We start from the raw sequence: 16,782 nt of genomic DNA, 5'->3' as shown, positions 1-16,782 counted from the left end.
CGGCCGCTCCTATACTTGTATGCCATCAATGGCGGCGACGGTGAAAATATCTTTGTCGCCGCGGCCGGACAGGTTTACGACAATGTTCTGATCCGCCTTCATAGTGCCCGCCAGCTTACAGGCATAAGCCACCGCATGGCTGGATTCCAATGCGGGAATAATCCCCTCTGTACGCGTCAGCGTGCGGAAGGCATTCAGCGCGTCCTCGTCGTTCGCCGTGACATATTCGACCCGCCCGATGTCTTTCAGCCAGGCGTGCTCAGGCCCTACACCCGGGTAATCGAGACCGGCGGACACGGAATGGGTCTCGATAATCTGGCCGTCCTCATCCTCCATCAGGTATGTGCGGTTGCCATGTAGAACACCCGGCACGCCATCGTTCAACGGTGCTGCGTGGCGGCCGGTTTCGAGACCTTCACCGCCCGCTTCCACACCGTACATTTTGACAGAGCTGTCGTTTAGGAAAGGGTGGAAAAGGCCGATGGCATTGGAGCCTCCGCCTACGCAGGCCACCAGAGCATCCGGCAGGCGACCGAATTGTTCCAGGCTCTGGCGGCGCGCTTCGCGGCCGATCACCGAATTGAAATCCCGCACCAGCTGCGGATAGGGGTGCGGACCCGCCACGGTGCCGATAATGTAGAAAGTGTTGTCCACATTGGTAACCCAGTCGCGCATGGCCTCGTTCATGGCATCCTTCAGCGTCTTGGAGCCGGACTCCACCGGGATCACCTCCGCGCCGAGCAACTTCATACGGTACACATTGGGGGACTGACGCTTGACATCCTCCGCCCCCATATAAACTGCGCACTGGAGTCCCAGACGCGCGGCTACAGTGGCGGTGGCCACGCCGTGCTGACCGGCGCCGGTTTCGGCGATCACACGGGTTTTGCCGCTGTGCTTGGCCAACAGGGCCTGGCCAACAGTGTTGTTTACTTTGTGTGCCCCTGTGTGATTGAGGTCCTCACGCTTCAGCCAGATACGCGCTCCGCCCACCTGTTCAGTCAATCGCTCAGCCAGGTAAAGGGGAGACGGGCGGCCGACATAGTGGGCCAGATCGCGATCGAAAGCGGCGATAAATTCCGGGTCATCCTTCAGGCGTGTGTACATAGCCTGAAGCTCGTCTAGCGCACTGATCAGTGTCTCCGACACGAAGCGGCCGCCATAGGGGCCGAAGTGCCCGCCTGCATCCGGATAGGCGGAAAAATCGATCGCGCCTTCTTGCGCACTTTGATCACTCACTTGCACACTCCATCGATTGGAAAAACGAATTACCGGCTTTCGCCGCTCGGATAAAGGCAGCGACCTTCTGCGGGTCTTTGCGCCCCGGGGACAGCTCCACCCCGCCGCTGACATCCACCGCCTGGGGGCGCGCAACCGCTATCGCCCGCCCCACGTTGTCCGGATTCAAGCCTCCGGCCAGTACCAACGGGCGGCCACTGTGTTTCGGTACCCGCTGCCAGTCAAAGCTTTCACCAGTACCGCCAGGAACGCCCGGGCGGTAGGCGTCCAGCAAAAAACCGCGCGCGCGCGGGTGCTCATCCATCGCCCCGGCCACATCGAGGCCGTCTTTCATTCGCAACGCCTTGATATAGGGGCGCAGAAACTGCGCACAGTAGTCCGCGTCTTCACCGCCATGAAACTGCAGCAGGTTCAGCGGTACTTGGGCGAGCACGTCCCGCACCGTTTCCGCGTCGGCGTTAACAAAAAGCCCTGTCAGGGTGACAAAGGGCGGCACGGCTTCGGCAATGGCCACTGCCCTATCGATTGCAACGCAGCGGGGGCTGGCCGGGTAAAACACCAACCCCAGGGCATCGGCCCCTGCGGCAACCGAGGCGATCGCATCTTCAATAGTGGTGATACCGCAGATTTTTACTTGCATCCTGCCCACAGCCGACCGGTGGTAAAAATATGAGGGAGGCGGCGATACTAGCAGATTGCCCATTGACGCGAAACGCACAGGGCGCGAGAAGCCCGAGGAAACCCAGCCATCGCGGCGGGCTTCCCCGACAGTTTGCGGGCAGTTTCACAAGGGGGCCGCGATTTCACTCGCGGGGTACCACAATTGCTCCAGATGTGTCCAAGCAGAAATCAAGCGCCGAGACCGCCCAGCGGCAGGGGCACCAGCAGCGGCCCCGCTTCCGGCCGCGGCAGCTGAAACTCTTGCGGATACTGCACGTCCACCAGGTAGAGCCCAAATGGTGGCGCGGTGACGCCACCGGCAGTGCGGTCGCGACGCGCCAGAACCTGCCCTACCCACTCGGGCGGCTGCGCCCCGCGCCCCACAGCCATCAGCACTCCAGCGATGTTGCGCACCATATGGTGTAAAAAAGCGTTGGCACTCACTTCCATCACGATCAGCTGCCCCACTCTGGCGATGTCGAGGCGGGTGATCTCTCGCACCGGACTCTTTGCCTGGCACTGGGCGGCGCGAAAGCTGGTGAAGTCATGCTTCCCAATCAGGTATCCGGCTCCCGCCCGCATAGCCCGCACATCCAGCGGATGTTGAGTCCAGGTCACTTCGGCAGCGGCATGGGCGGAACGCGTGGGCGCGCTGTGGATCAGGTATCGATAACTGCGGGCACGGGCAGAGAAACGCGCGTGAAACTGCGCCGGCACCTCACGCGCCCAGCGCACCCGCACCGCATCCGGCAGCTGCGTGTTGACGCCCTGCACCCAGGCGCGCTCCGGTCGCAGGGCACGGGTATCAAAATGGATCACCTGATTGGTCGCGTGTACCCCGGCATCGGTGCGCCCCGCGCAAACCAGGCTCAGCGGCTCGGCGGCGATGCGGGACAGGGCCCGCTCCAAGTGTGCCTGCACCGTCTCGGCGGCAGATTTCTGCTTTTGAAAACCGCTCAGTCCGGCACCACAGTACTCGACACCAAGCGCGATGCGGCGCAGCCCCTCTGGCAGCTGTTCGCCCGGGGGGACTTCGCCATTGCGTTTGTATTGGTATCCACTACGCATAGATTTCTCTCGGCGCCGGCCAAAACAAAAAAACCCCGCAGCGAATGCGAGGTTTTTCCGGCTTGGCGCGAAGGCTACGCCATACGCTCCAGCATTTCCTCGGCGCGCGCCTTGTGCTCGCCGCTGCTCTCCTGCACTACCTCGTTGAGAATATCTTTGGCGCCCTCCTTGTCACCCATATCCAGGTAAGCCTGGGCCAGCTCCAGCTTGGTGCTGATTTCATCGCTGCCCTCAAGCAGGTTCAACTCGGAGTCCAGGTCGCTTTCCAGATTAAAGTTCAGGTCGCCGAGATCTTCCTGCCCAGACGCCTGCGAAACAGCTTGTCCGGCAGAGACCGGTTCTGCCGTTTCAGCACCCGTCGGCCCAGACACCTCGGCAACCGCAAGATCACCCGCGGCCTCTTCGGCCCCGGCAACCGCGGCGCCACCCTGCCCCGGGGCAACCGTATCTTCGGCGACATCGGGGGACAGCTCACCCGCGATATCGTCTAAATCAATGGCGTCGAGATCCAGATCAGCGCCCAGCTCGTCGCTCATGGCATCCAGATCCGCGGACAGGTCGTCCAGGGATAATTCGGCATCATCTTCAAAGTCCGCCTGCCCGTCGGCAATCTGCGACTCGGTCTCCGTCACAGAGTCGTCGCCGCCGTCCATTGGCGTCAGGTCCAGGTCGAAATCGAGTCCGCCAGACGCCTCGCTGGCCGGCGCCTCCGAGCTGTCTGCTTCCTCGGACCCGGTGCTTTCGTATTCAATCGGACCGAGTTCGCCGCTCTGTTCCCCGTCGTCGGTAATACCGAGATTCTTATCTGTATCCAGGTCCAGCTCGCCCAGGTCCAGATCATCTAGATTAAACGCATCCTCTTCGGCTTCACCCGCTTGCGCCTCGCCACCAATATCGGTGTCCAGATCCAGGGACAACTCTGTCTCTTGCTGCCCGTCAGCGGCGTTATCTTCCGCCAGATCCAGGGTCAGATCATCCAGCAGAGCGCTGTCATCTTCCAGACTGGCCTCCAGTTCGGCACTCTCTGTTGCAGCGCTGGCTTCACTTTCAACACTTCCGAAGTCGTCCTCAAACGAGGCGCTGATATCATCCAGTTGCGCAGCCTCAAGAGACTCACTGGAAAAATCCATCTCCGGCGCCTCAAAAGGCGGTGCATCGGCAATGCTCTCGCGCAGGCGAGCAGCGCGGTCCGCCGCCGGACCGTCGCTGATGCGCAGCAGCTGGCGGTAGTGATCGTCGAACTTGGCCACATCCTGCTTGTGTGCGTAGACCTCGAGCAGCATCAGGCGTGCGTCCACATTCTGGCCATCCTGCTCCAGACCGGCCAGAAGCTTGCCTTCGGCCTCATCATACTGCCCCAGGGACAGATGGATTTCCGCTTCGGAGATGGGGTCGTCAGTACCCACTTCATCGAGGCCGCCAAAGTCGAAGTTTTCGTCGGACTCCAGATTCTCCACCGCGGCCAGGGTTTCATCTTTATCAGGAGACGCTTCCGGCGCTTCCGCCAAAGCGCGCTCAGCGGCCATCTCGCGCTCCACCTGCAACATGGCCTCCTCTTCCTCCTTGCGACGGCGCCAGGTGAAGAAACCGAACAGACCTGCGAGCAGTACGATAGCCCCCGCTGCGAGCAACATTATGTTGTCCATCAGCCGCTCCATCAGCGTCGGCTCGGCAGAAGTCTGAACCACAACGACGCGATTGCGTTTGTTGTCCTCCTGCGGTGCCGGCGCCTCGGGCTCTGCAACAAGTTCTTCGGAGGCGGCTTCGACAACCGTCTCCTCGGCGGCCATATCCTCGCCTGCCGTTTCCGCGGAGTCCCATTCTCCGGTGGACGCGTCTTCCTCTGCGGACTCAGCGCCTTCCTCGTCTATCGCCATCGGGTCGAGGGCCGGCTCGGACTGCTCGGCCGCTGTCTGTACCGCGGCCAGCTCTTCGTTGGACACCTCTACGAGGCGCTCCATGGTATCGATCTGTTCGTCCAGCTCGGCAATGCGCTCCTGCAGCTCCTCGTTTTCCAGGCGCGATTTGTCCAGCTCTTCTTCGGCGACCGTCAGCTCACCGCTCAGAGCTTCACTGTCTTCGGTGCCGCTACCGGAGCCAGAAAGTACAGATTCGTTGTCTCCCGGAGCGGCGAGAGTCACACGTCCTTCAGGGATATCACTGACCGCTGTTTCATCAACAGCCGCACGCGCATCCAGAGGTGCGCCAGTGGCCACCTCATCGCCAATACGCTGGCGCCAGGAGGCATTCTGCACCGCCACTTCGGAAATTGCCTCGCGCATACCGAAGGCTCGGATATCCGCTGCTTCCGGCAGCCGCAGCACAGCCCCCTTCTTCAACAGGTTGATATTGTTATTGATAAACGCTTCTGGATTGAGGCGCTGAATTGCCAGCATCGTCTGCTGTACGGAAAACTCGCGCCCGACGCGGTTTTGCGCCGCGATCTCCCACAGAGTTTCGTTGGCGGCTACAGGACCGTATACCCGGCTGCCATCATCTGCCATCGGCGATTCATCAACAGCCATCGGCGCAGTTGCGCTAGGTTCTTCCATCGTCGCCTGCGGCTCGGCCGGTGCAGAGCGTGTGGTGGGGGCCTGTTGTGGCCGCGGCGCGGAAGGCGTGCGGCGCACCTGTTGGCGCTCGCGTTCGGCGGCACGCACCGGCCGCTTGGCGGCGGTGTCTGAGAAGGCGGGCAAATCCATCAGGAGGGTGTATTCCCGCAGCAGGCGTCCGCTGGGCCAGCGGGTTTCCACAAGAAAATTGAGGTAGGGTTCGCGTATCGGCGTACGGCTGGTAATGCGTATTACCGGCTGACCACCGGAGTAATCCACATCGAAACGCAATTCGGTGAGCAGGTAAGATCTATCGATTCCGGCCCGCTCAAAATCCTCCGCGCTGGCGAGGCGCACTTTAATTTCGTTGTCATCGAGGCCGCGGGTCTGCAGCAGGCTGATTTCCGCATTGAGGGGTTGGTTGAGGGTAGAGTTCAGCTTTATTTCACCCAGCCCCAACGCCAGAGCCAGGTTGCCCCCCAGCGCGCTGACCAGACCAACCGCAAGTGCCAGCTTTCGCACACGCATATCCGATTCCCTTTATTGTTAGAATCCCGGGTTTTCCGTCATCCGCCACGCGCATTTTCGAAAACCCCGCCACTGCACAGTAAACGTTCAATGGTGCAACTGCCGCAAGGACAGTTTTTCTCTCCGGCGAATGTATCGCCCCCCAAGGCCGAATGGAAGGAAGTTAAGAATGCACCTTCACTATGGCCGCTAAGTATTAAATATCAATAGTTTTTTAGCAACAAGTGCACAATCTGCACACAGTTCATGGCCAAATCTTTGCGCAAATTGTCCGAAACCGCACAAAAATTAACCTGCCGATGACTTAACAGACTTTGCCGCAAGCGCCCGATGAGCGTCGTTTCACCGCCGACAGCGTCTTCCGCCGAGGGCCGCTCCGCCATTTGCAGGCGGGCACCGTTTTTGAGCAGAGCGCGCACTTTTTCCAAATCGATATCTTCACTCAACGCGACACTCAAGTTGGCTAACTGGCCGTGAAAAACAGACGCAGTGTTAATGCAGGCATCCACCGCCACCGTATCGCCGAGCAGGCGTCGCAGATCGTGGATCAACGCCAATTCACTGATGTTGTGACCACTGGCCAGCAGCGCCTCGCTGGAACTCAACTGGTTAAATGCCAGCCGCTGTCCAATAGCGGGATCAATGTCCACGTCCTGGCCACTGAACATACGCGCCGTCTGCCCCGCCATCGCATCCACTGCGGACTTGCCCAGCGCCGACACCGGCTGATTGAGCTGTATCTCCACCCGCCGCAATTGATCGCGCAGAGGGAAGAGCGCCTCGGCCACCATCGCCGCACCGGCAACCGGCAGCGTCAGCACTCGGCGCTCAGCGGTGGCTATGGCATCGCTGTTGATCAGAGGATGCACCAGGGTAACGCTATCATCGCCGCGGGTATTTCCAGCGGTATCCAGCACCCATGCACCAGCCTTTTCTGCTGTGTCGAGGGCTGCCTGAGCAGCTTCACCAGCCTTGAGCAGTACCACGACCTGCTCTGCGGTAAAAGTGAATTTTTCCAGGGACTGCACCGGAATATTGCGTTTGGCAAATACTTGCTGCTCTACATCGCTATCCTGCACTTCCAGCAGTTGCAGCCGCTCCGCAGAGACGGAGCCGCGTTCCTCCAGGATTTCCAGCAGGGGAGCGAAAGCCGCATTGTCGACACCGACAATGACCAGTTCAGGGGTGCTTTCGGACATGGTGATTCACTTCTCGGGATGGGGATACAAAAGTGGGGCGATTATACTCACGCGGAGCGATCAAAAAAGCCGCTCCCGGGTTGTGAAACGGCTTTCTTGTGTGAAGGGAATCACAGGCTCGGACTTCCGCGGGCACAACTCGGCCAGAAATGCCGCGGCCCGCGCTTACAACTTGCCTGGAGCCCCTCTGATAAATGCACCGCCTGGTATAAGTCAGACTGCACGACCGGGCGGCGAACTCAGATGATCGATGGACTTTTCGAAACCGTCGTATACAGAGACTGACGGGTATATTTTCGAAATGCTCACCCCATTGCCTGAGCGCCCCGAAATCAGCGACAGCTCTCATGGGATTAAGGAACCTCTGATTAATTCGCGTGGACACTATGGTAGCTTCCGGGGCGCTCAGGCAATAGGAAGGACATTTCGAAAACGCACGAGTACTTCCCTGTAGCTCCGACGGATACATCCCTGTATCCGACGGTTTCGAAATGCCCGTCCTATCACCTGAGCTTCACATCCGCCCCCGAAGCGCCTCAGCCACCAGAAAGTGACTTAATCAGAGGTTCCTTAAATCAGAGTTTCCCAAGCAATATCAGCAATACTCGGCGCAGGGGTTCCGCCGCGCCCCAAAGCAACTGATCGCCGACCGTGTAGGCATTGAGGTATTCGGGCCCCATGTTGAGCTTGCGCAGCCGGCCCACTGGGACATCCAACTTTCCGGTTACCGCTGTCGGTGTGAGACGCTGCAGAGTGGCCTCGCGCTCGTTGGGAATTACCTTCACCCAGTCATTGGCGGTGCCGATCAACTGCTCTATGTCTGCCATAGGCAGGTCCTTTTTCAGCTTCACTGTGAAAGCCTGGCTGTGACAGCGCATGGCACCAATCCGTACGCAGGTGCCATCTACCGGCACGGTGCGCTCAGTGCCAAGGATTTTGTTGGCCTCTACCTGCGCTTTCCATTCTTCCCGGCTCTGGCCGTTTTCCAGCTGGGTATCGATCCAGGGTAACAGACTGCCGGCCAGGGGCGCACCGAACTCTCGCGTGGGGAAGTCTGCACTGCGCATGGTGTCGGCCACCTTGCGGTCGATCTCAAGGATAGCGCTGGCCGGATCTTCCAGCTCATGGGCGACGCCATCGCGGATTGCGCCCATCTGCGCGATCAGCTCGCGCATATTCTTCGCACCGGCACCACTGGCCGCCTGGTAGGTCATAGCGGATACCCACTCCACCAGATCCGCTTTAAAAAGACCGCCCAGTGCCATCAGCATGAGACTGACGGTGCAGTTGCCGCCGATAAAATTTTTCACCCCAGCGTCGATCCCCCGGTCGATCACATCCCGGTTGACGGGGTCGAGCACGATAATGGCATCGTCTTCCATGCGCAGACTGGAGGCGGCGTCGATCCAGTACCCCTGCCATCCTTTATCGCGCAACTTGGGAAATACGGCTTTTGTGTAGTCTCCGCCCTGGCAGCTGACAATCGCATCCAGCTCCGCCAGGGCATCCAGATCATAGGCATCGCCCAGCCGCGCCACTTCGCGCCCAATATCCGGGCCCTTGCCGCCGGCATTGGAGGTGGAGAAAAAAACCGGCTCTGGGATATGGGCGAAATCGTTTTCTTCCAGCATGCGGCCCATCAGTACCGAACCGACCATGCCGCGCCAGCCGATAAAACCTACTTTTTGCATTGCAGATAACCTTGAAATCCCGTGGTGTAAAGAATCCGGTCTATGGAGCCTCCGATGAGTTCACTCCCTGGCAGTTAAGAAACTTCGATGCCAGATGAGAGGCTCAGGTGATGGGGCGGACACTTCGAAATCGATCGGATACGAGGAAATAGCCGGCGGAGCCTCAGAGACTTGCTCGTGCGTTTCCGAAATGTCCTTCCTATTGCCTGGCCGCCCCGAAGTTCACAACATCACGCATGCGAATTAATCAGAGGTTTCCTGGCCGGTGTCACAGTGCTATCGCTAGCGCCGATAGCCGAGTGCTTCGGTCACAGCCGTGCCCATCTCCGCGGTGGATACCTTTTTACATCCTTCAGTATAGATATCCGCGGTGCGCAGGCCCTGATCCAACACTTTGCTCACTGCCGCTTCAATCGCATCGGCGGCTTCGCCCAGATTCAGCGAATAGCGCAGCATCATCGCCGCGGACAGGATGGTCGCCAGTGGATTGGCGATACCCTGACCGGCGATATCCGGTGCCGAGCCATGACAGGGCTCGTAGAGACCGAAACCGGTTTCATTCAGTGACGCGGACGGCAGCATACCGATGGAACCGGTGAGCATGGCAGCGGCATCGGAGAGGATATCGCCAAACATATTGCCGGTGACCACCACATCGAACTGCTTGGGCGCCCGCACCAGCTGCATAGCCGCGTTGTCCACGTACATATGTGACAGCTCGACATCCGGGTATTCCGGCGCCAGACGGTCCAGCACCTCGCGCCACAGCACTGTCACCTCCAGCACATTAGCCTTGTCCACGGAGCAGAGCTTCCCTTTGCGCTTGCGCGCGGCCTCAAAGGCGGTGCGCGCAATGCGCTCGATTTCCGATTCACTGTAGACGTAAGTATTGAAGCCCTGTTTTTCACCATTCTCCAAAGTGCGGATTCCGCGCGGCTCACCAAAATAGATACCGCCGGTAAGTTCCCGCACGATCAGAATATCCAGGCCGGAAACCACCTCCGGTTTCAGTGAAGAAGCCTCGGCCAGCTGTGGGTACAGGATGGCTGGCCGCAGGTTGGCGTAGAGGCCCAAACCGCTGCGGATTTTCAGCAGGCCTTTTTCAGGGCGAATATGGCGCTCGAGCTGATCCCATTTGGGCCCGCCTACCGCACCCAGCAGTACCGCATCACACTTACCGGCCGCTTCCAACTGCGCGTCGGTAAGCGGTTCACCGTGAGCATCAATAGCGGCGCCACCGATCAGGCCCTGCTCAAAGGAAAGACCGAGATCGAATTTTTTGTCTACGGTTTCCAGTACCGCCACCGCCTGCTCGACAATCTCCGGGCCTATGCCATCGCCCGGCAAGATCATAATTTTTTTGCTCATTTTCTTTTCCAGTTTAAGGGTGCGTGTTATCAGGGCCGGAGGCGATTCAGCGACCGGCATCTACGCCTTCCTATCAATCTATATTTTTGCGCCCGGAATTATTTCACCGCATCAAAAAGCCAGGGGGCTTGCTCGCGGCGCTTGGCTTCGTAAGCGCGGATATCCTCCGCATCCTCAAGAGTCAAACCGATATCATCCAACCCATTTAGCAGGCAGTGCTTGCGGAAAGCATCTACCTCGAAGCCTATGACATCGCCATCCGGCTTGACGACCTGCTGTTTCTCCAGATCGATGGTCAGCTCGTAGCCTTCCTGCGCATACATTTCCCGGAACAGCTGGTCTACAACCGCCTCGTCCAATACGATCGGCAGCAGGCCGTTCTTGAAGCAGTTGTTGAAAAAGATATCCGCAAAACTGGGCGCGATGATGGCGCGGAAGCCGTAATCGTCCAGGGCCCAGGGCGCGTGTTCGCGGCTGGAGCCGCAACCGAAATTCTTGCGCGCGAGCAAAACCGAAGCGCCTTTGTAGCGTGGAAAATTCAACGGAAATTCCGGGTTCAACGGCCGTTTGGAGCAATCCTGCCCCGGTTGCCCCTCGTCGAGATAACGCAATTCGTCGAACAGGTTGGGACCGAAACCCGTGCGCTTGATGGACTTCAGAAACTGCTTGGGAATAATCAGGTCGGTATCCACATTAGCGCGGTCCATCGGAGCCACCAGCCCTTTGTGGCAAACAAAAGCCTTCATCACGCAGTCTCCGCTTGAGTTACAAATTCACGCACATCGACGAAATGACCGGCAATCGCCGCTGCCGCGGCCATCCCCGGACTCACCAAATGGGTTCGCCCGCCATAGCCCTGGCGCCCTTCGAAGTTGCGGTTGGACGTGGAGGCGCAGTGCTCGCCCGGATTGAGTTTGTCCGCATTCATCGCCAGACACATGGAACAGGACGGCTCGCGCCATTCGAATCCGGCGCGGGTAAAAATTTCGTGAAGCCCTTCCTTTTCCGCCTGTGCCTTCACCGCCTGGGAACCGGGTACAACCAGTACCTGCTTGACACTGTCGGCCTTATGGCGCCCCTTGGCCACCGCCGCCGCCGCGCGCAGATCTTCGATACGCGAGTTGGTGCAGGAGCCGATAAACACCCGGTCCAGCTTGATGTCTGCAATCTTCTGCCCGGCGCTCAACCCCATATACTCGAGGGCCCGCTCAATACCGGCGCGCTTGGTGGCATCCGCTTCCTCGGCCGGGTCCGGCACCCGCGCACCCACCGGGGCCACCATTTCCGGAGAAGTTCCCCAGCTGACCTGGGGCTCGATGTCTTCACCGCGCAATTCCACCACTGCGTCGAAAACCGCATCGTCATCGGAGTGCAGGCGGCGCCAGTTCTCGACAGCTTTATCCCACAATTCGCCCTTCGGCGCGTAGGGTTTGCCCTTCACGTAGTCGAGAGTGACTTGATCCACCGCCACCATACCCGCGCGGGCGCCCGCCTCGATGGCCATATTGCATATCGTCATGCGGCCTTCCATGGACATGGCGCGGATCACCTCACCGCCAAACTCGATGGCATAACCGGTGCCACCGGCGGTTCCTATTTTTCCGATAATTGCCAGCACCACGTCTTTGGCGGTCACCCCCGCCCCCAGCTTGCCGTCCACGCGCACCAGCATATTCTTCATCTTGCGCTGGATCAGGCACTGGGTGGCCATCACATGCTCCACTTCCGATGTGCCGATGCCATGCGCCAGCGCGCCCAGGGCGCCGTGGGTGGAAGTGTGGGAATCGCCGCAGACGACGGTCATCCCCGGCAATGTCGCGCCCGTTTCGGGGCCGACCACATGCACTATGCCCTGCCCCGGGTGGTTGATACCAAACTGCACCACGTCGAAATGGCGGCAGTTTTCATCCAAAGTTTGCACCTGGATGCGCGCAATCTCGTCGCGGATACCTTCCACGCCAGCGGCGCGCTCGGTGGCGTCGGAAGGCACGTTGTGATCCGGCGTCGCCACCAGGGAATCCTTGCGCCAGGGTTTACGGCCCGCCAGCCGCAGACCTTCAAACGCCTGCGGAGAGGTCACTTCGTGGATCAGGTGTCGGTCGATATAAATCAGCGCAGTGCCATCTTCGCGGCTTTTTACCAGATGGTCCTGCCAGAGCTTGTCGTAGAGTGTCTGTCCGGCCATGGCCGCTTCTCCTCGTTCTTGAACTGCCGCAGTCTAGTCCCGGGCATTGAATAACATCAATTTATATTTATTATAAGTTAGAGTCCAATTTGGAATATTTGGTGAGAATGCGGTTTGTTACCCATCCGGTACTACACCGCCCGTTTGCAGGAAGAATCAGATTATGGAAATCCAGTGGCTGAAGGCCTTTCTGGCCACCGCCGAACAGGGCTCGGTGTCCGAAGCGGCCGAGCAACTGCACCTCACGCAACCAGCGGTCAGCAAGCGCCTAGCGGCTCTTGAACAGCAGCTGGATACTCCCCTGTTCGACCGCATTGGACGGCGTCTGCGCTTGACCGACGCGGGCCGTGCCCTGCTGCCACGGGCGCGCCATATCCTCAACGAGGTCAGCGACGCGGAGCGTGAACTGCGCGCCCTGGGGAGCCATGTCAGCGGCAGCCTGCGCATCGCCACCAGCCACCACGTCGGTTTGCACCACCTGCCGCCGGTACTCAAAACCTTCAGCGCCCGCTACCCGGACGTCGCTCTGGATATCGACTTTCTGGACTCGGAGCAGGCCTATGAAGCGCTGGCTGCCGGCGAGTACGAGCTGGCCGTGGTCACTCTGGCACTGAAGGACTACCCCAACCTGGAGGCCAGAGTCATCTGGCCGGACCCCTGTGTCGTGGTGGCCGCACCGGACCACCCCCTGGCGCAGATGCCCGTCCTGGACATTGCCGACCTGGCCCGCTATCCAGCCATTCTGCCGGATCTGAATACCTACACGGGCAGGTTGATCAAAAGGGAGTTCGATGCCCGCGGATTAAAACTCACTGCAAAACTCGCCACCAACTATCTCGAAACCATCAAAATGATGGCCGGTGTGGGGCTGGGCTGGAGTGTACTGCCGCGCACCCTGGTCGACGACAGCCTCGCCGAGCTCCCTGTGGCGAAGCTGCATATCCTGCGCAATCTCGGCGTAATCAATCACCGCGCCCGCACCTTGAGCAACGCCGCCAGTGCCCTGCAACAATTGCTGCTCGCTACAGCGGATCAACAGCGCGCGGTGCCGGGCAGTCGATAGTGGATTTACGCATCTTCCCTTTTTCAGTTCACTTTCGGATTGTAGAGATAAACAACGGCCAGAAGAGCGGTGTCTCTAACGTCAAGAGGCCAGTAATCAGAACGGTCTAAACAGAGATTCGCCGATAAAAATTAAAAAAATGTGCATCTGACATGAGCGGGCAATACAAAAAACGGTAAACTGCGCCACAGTTTTTACAATGGAGAGAAACTCATGAAAAAAATAACACTTGCCCTTTGCGCGGCACTCGCCAGCGGTGCCGCCAGCGCAGACACCATCCTCGGTTTCGACGCCAGTGCCGGCGTCTGGCAGCCGAGCTACAGTGGTGCCATCGGTGTAGACGATTTTGACACTGACGAGTTCTCCCTGGCCGAAGACAATGTCACCTTCCTACAGGCAGCCCTGGAGCACCCGATACCGCTGATCCCGAACATCATGCTCGCACACAGCAGTATTGAAACCGACGGCTCCGCGGTCTTGAACACCGACGTCACTTTCGCGGATGAGACGTTTGACGCCAACTCCGAAATCAGCGCGAATATCGACCTGACACACACGGACCTGACCCTCTATTACGAAATTCTCGACAACTGGGTCAACCTGGACCTGGGGCTGACCGCACGCCAGTACGACGGCGCCCTCGAGATCGTTGAGCAAGGGGTTACCGCCGCAGTGGTGGGTGCACCGGAACTCGCACAGGAAACCGTTGAACTCTCCGGCGTACTGCCCATGGTCTACGGCATGGCGCGTTTTGATCTGCCCTTTACCGGCTGGTCCATCATTGCCCAGGGCAATGGCACTGGCTACAACGGCGACACCCACACAGATATCACCGCCAAAGTACGCTGGGACTTTATGCCGGTGGCAGACTTCGCTATCGAAGCCGGTTACCGAGTGATGAGCCTGGACGTAAAAGAACTGGATGACCTGCAGAGTGATATCGAGATCAAAGGCCCCTATATCGGTCTGAACCTGCACCTCTAAGGCGCCATTGCCAGTAATAAAAAAGGGCCTTTCCAGGCCCTTTTTTATTTTCCGCCAAATCGATTCTCACCCACCAACAGTCACCACGCCCGGCACAGCATCTCCGTTTTGGGCGCGCTGGCGCAGGGCGTGGTCGATCAACACCAAGGCCACCATCGCCTCCGCGATTGGCGTCGCGCGTATACCGACGCAGGGGTCGTGGCGCCCCTTGGTGACCACTTCGATGGGGTTCCCGTGGATATCGATACTGCGACCCGGAATACGCAGACTGGAGGTCGGCTTCAGCGCGATATGGGCGATGATGTCCTGGCCACTGGAAATTCCGCCCAGCACACCCCCGGCATTATTAGACAAAAAGCCCTCCGGCGTAATTTCGTCCCGATGCTCTGTGCCCTTTTGTTCCACACTGTCGAAGCCGGCTCCAATTTCCACCCCCTTGACCGCGTTGATACTCATCAAAGCGTGTGCCAGATCCGCATCCAGGCGGTCAAAAATAGGCTCTCCAAGTCCGGCGGGGACGCCACTGGCGTGCACTGAGATGCGCGCGCCAATGGAATCGCCCTCTTTAATCAAAGCCTGCATATAGGCTTCCATTTCCGGAACCTTGTCCGCGTCGGGGCAAAAGAAGGGATTCTGCTCCACCTGTGTCCAGTCCAGTTTTTCCGCCCGGATAGGCCCCAGCTGTGAAAGGTATCCGCGCACCTCGATACCGTACTTTTGCCGGAGCCATTTCTTGGCAATGGCTCCTGCGGCGACGCGCATGGCCGTCTCCCGCGCGGAAGCGCGGCCGCCGCCGCGGTAGTCTCGCAAGCCGTACTTTTGCCAGTAGGTATAATCCGCGTGGGCCGGGCGCACCTGCTCGGCAATGTTGGCGTAATCCTTGGAACGCTGGTCGGTGTTCTCGATCAAAAGACCAATCGGAGTCCCCGTTGTTTTTCCCTCGAACACACCGGACAGAATCCGAACCGCATCCGCCTCGCGGCGCTGAGTGGTGTAGCGGGAAGTGCCCGGCTTGCGTCTGTCCAGCTCCCGTTGAATTTCCTCTTCGCTGATTTCCAGCCCCGGCGGGCAGCCATCGACAATGCAACCCAGCGCGGGGCCGTGACTCTCACCGAAAGTGGTGACACAAAACAACTTGCCAAAGGTGTTGCCGGACATAGTTCCTGCCTATTAGCACTTTATCCATTGAAAGCCGCGCATTATAGAGGATTCCCTTTTTAGAAAGCGGCGCGGGCGCCAAAAAGCACGATTGCTCCGCGCTCCAGCGCCTGCGTAAGAGGAACTATTCGGCTTCGAAAAAGGATTGGTAAGCGAGCAGGTCTTCACGCCCGATAATGAAGACACCGTGACCTCCGTGCTCAAACTCGGGCCATGTAAAAGGCACCTGCGGAAACGCCGCCTCCAGCGCCTCCCAACTATTGCCCACCTCACACACCAAAAGACCATCCTGCTGCAGATGGTTGGCCGCCTCGCGCAGCAGGCGGCGGGTAAAGTCGAGGCCATCCTCCCCTGAGCCCAGGGCGATTTCCGGCTCGGCCCGATACTCTTCCGGCATCTCCGCCAGGTCCCGAGCGTCCACATACGGCGGATTGCACACAATCAGATCGTAGCTCAGTCCCCGCAGGCCGGAAAAAAGATCTGACTGTACAGCGCGTACCCGGTCGTTCATTTGATGGCGCTTGATATTGATTTTTGCCACTTCGACGGCGCCTGCATCAATATCGCCCAGATCCACCCGGGCTTCGGGAAATGCCTCGGCGCAGGCAATGCCAATACATCCACTGCCGCAGCACAGGTCCAGTACCGCCAGAGGCTCCGACCTGAGCCAGGGCTGGAAACCGTTGCGGATCAACTCCGCAATCGGTGAGCGGGGCACCAATACCCGTTCATCCACGTAAAAGGTCAGTCCGCAAAAATGCGCCTCGCGAGTCAGATACGGCGCCGGAAGCCGCTCCTCGACGCGCCGCTCCAAAATTGCCATCACCTCGCGGCGCTCCTCCATTGTCAGGCGCGCGTGCAGCACCTCCGGCTTGCTGTCCAGCGGGAGATGGAGGCGGTGCATCACCAGTGCCACCGCCTCATCCCAGGCATTATCGGTGCCGTGACCAAAATAAAGGCCGGCTTCACTGAAGCGACTGGCACCCCAGCGGATATAGTCCAGCACCGTACACAGTTCGTGCAGACTGGCCTCGCGCCTCTCTATCATTAACTCTTTCCTTTAACCTGAATGAATGAACGAAGATCT

General features: G+C 59.2%; 13 protein-coding genes. 2 read left to right on the top strand and 11 right to left on the bottom strand.

Annotation, left to right across the window (positions count from 1 at the left end):
- Positions 1-9: 9 nt before the first annotated feature.
- The 9 genes from trpB to leuC all read right to left on the bottom strand — a co-directional run bounded on the left by trpB (position 10) and on the right by leuC (position 12,490).
- The gene (gene trpB / locus A3224_RS05700; RefSeq protein ID WP_175487736.1) at positions 10-1,239 is read right to left on the bottom strand and encodes a tryptophan synthase subunit beta; all 1,230 of its coding nucleotides are present in this window, start codon (positions 1,237-1,239) and stop codon (positions 10-12) included.
- A complete protein-coding gene (locus A3224_RS05695) occupies positions 1,232-1,879 on the bottom strand; it encodes a phosphoribosylanthranilate isomerase (RefSeq protein ID WP_067152430.1) in 648 nt (215 codons plus the stop codon). The genes trpB and A3224_RS05695 overlap by 8 nt, the downstream gene beginning before the upstream one ends.
- A 209-nt stretch (positions 1,880-2,088) precedes the next feature.
- A complete protein-coding gene (truA, locus tag A3224_RS05690) occupies positions 2,089-2,967 on the bottom strand; it encodes a tRNA pseudouridine(38-40) synthase TruA (RefSeq protein ID WP_067152429.1) in 879 nt (292 codons plus the stop codon).
- Positions 2,968-3,041: 74 nt separating this feature from the next.
- Complete coding sequence (locus tag A3224_RS05685; RefSeq protein ID WP_067152427.1) at positions 3,042-6,047, bottom strand: FimV/HubP family polar landmark protein; 3,006 nt, start codon at positions 6,045-6,047, stop codon at positions 3,042-3,044.
- A 203-nt stretch (positions 6,048-6,250) separates the two neighbouring features.
- Positions 6,251-7,246 (bottom strand): Asd/ArgC dimerization domain-containing protein, encoded by a 996-nt coding sequence (locus A3224_RS05680; RefSeq protein WP_067152425.1) that lies wholly within the window; start codon positions 7,244-7,246, stop codon positions 6,251-6,253.
- 575 nt (positions 7,247-7,821) lie between these two features.
- A complete protein-coding gene (gene asd, locus A3224_RS05675) occupies positions 7,822-8,937 on the bottom strand; it encodes an aspartate-semialdehyde dehydrogenase (RefSeq protein ID WP_067152423.1) in 1,116 nt (371 codons plus the stop codon).
- Positions 8,938-9,219: 282 nt separating this feature from the next.
- Positions 9,220-10,305, bottom strand: a complete 1,086-nt coding sequence (gene leuB / locus A3224_RS05670) for a 3-isopropylmalate dehydrogenase (protein WP_067157537.1) — start codon at positions 10,303-10,305, stop codon at positions 9,220-9,222.
- A gap of 98 nt (positions 10,306-10,403) precedes the next feature.
- Positions 10,404-11,051: a 3-isopropylmalate dehydratase small subunit gene (gene leuD / locus A3224_RS05665; RefSeq protein ID WP_067152420.1), complete on the bottom strand. Its 648-nt coding sequence runs from the start codon at positions 11,049-11,051 to the stop codon at positions 10,404-10,406.
- Positions 11,051-12,490 (bottom strand): 3-isopropylmalate dehydratase large subunit, encoded by a 1,440-nt coding sequence (gene leuC / locus A3224_RS05660; protein ID WP_067152418.1) that lies wholly within the window; start codon positions 12,488-12,490, stop codon positions 11,051-11,053. The genes leuD and leuC overlap by 1 nt, the downstream gene beginning before the upstream one ends.
- Before the next feature lie 163 nt (positions 12,491-12,653).
- On the opposite strand from leuC, the gene A3224_RS05655 reads away from it, so the two are divergent.
- Both A3224_RS05655 and A3224_RS05650 read left to right on the top strand, forming a co-directional pair.
- A complete protein-coding gene (locus A3224_RS05655; RefSeq protein WP_067152416.1) occupies positions 12,654-13,553 on the top strand; it encodes a LysR family transcriptional regulator in 900 nt (299 codons plus the stop codon).
- A gap of 213 nt (positions 13,554-13,766) precedes the next feature.
- Positions 13,767-14,537 (top strand): TIGR04219 family outer membrane beta-barrel protein, encoded by a 771-nt coding sequence (locus A3224_RS05650; protein WP_067152414.1) that lies wholly within the window; start codon positions 13,767-13,769, stop codon positions 14,535-14,537.
- 66 nt (positions 14,538-14,603) lie between these two features.
- On the opposite strand, the gene aroC is transcribed toward A3224_RS05650, so the two are convergent.
- Both aroC and prmB read right to left on the bottom strand, forming a co-directional pair.
- On the bottom strand, positions 14,604-15,695 hold the full coding sequence (gene aroC, locus A3224_RS05645) for a chorismate synthase (RefSeq protein ID WP_067152412.1): 1,092 nt from the start codon (positions 15,693-15,695) through the stop codon (positions 14,604-14,606).
- 124 nt (positions 15,696-15,819) lie between these two features.
- A complete protein-coding gene (gene prmB / locus A3224_RS05640) occupies positions 15,820-16,743 on the bottom strand; it encodes a 50S ribosomal protein L3 N(5)-glutamine methyltransferase (protein ID WP_197463070.1) in 924 nt (307 codons plus the stop codon).
- Between the last annotated feature and the right edge of the window lie 39 nt (positions 16,744-16,782).

The sequence above is a fragment of the Microbulbifer thermotolerans genome, from assembly GCF_001617625.1.
Taxonomy (GTDB): Bacteria; Pseudomonadota; Gammaproteobacteria; order Pseudomonadales; family Cellvibrionaceae; genus Microbulbifer; species Microbulbifer thermotolerans.
Note: the sequence above shows the minus strand (reverse complement) of the source record. Positions and strands in the feature narration are given on the sequence as shown.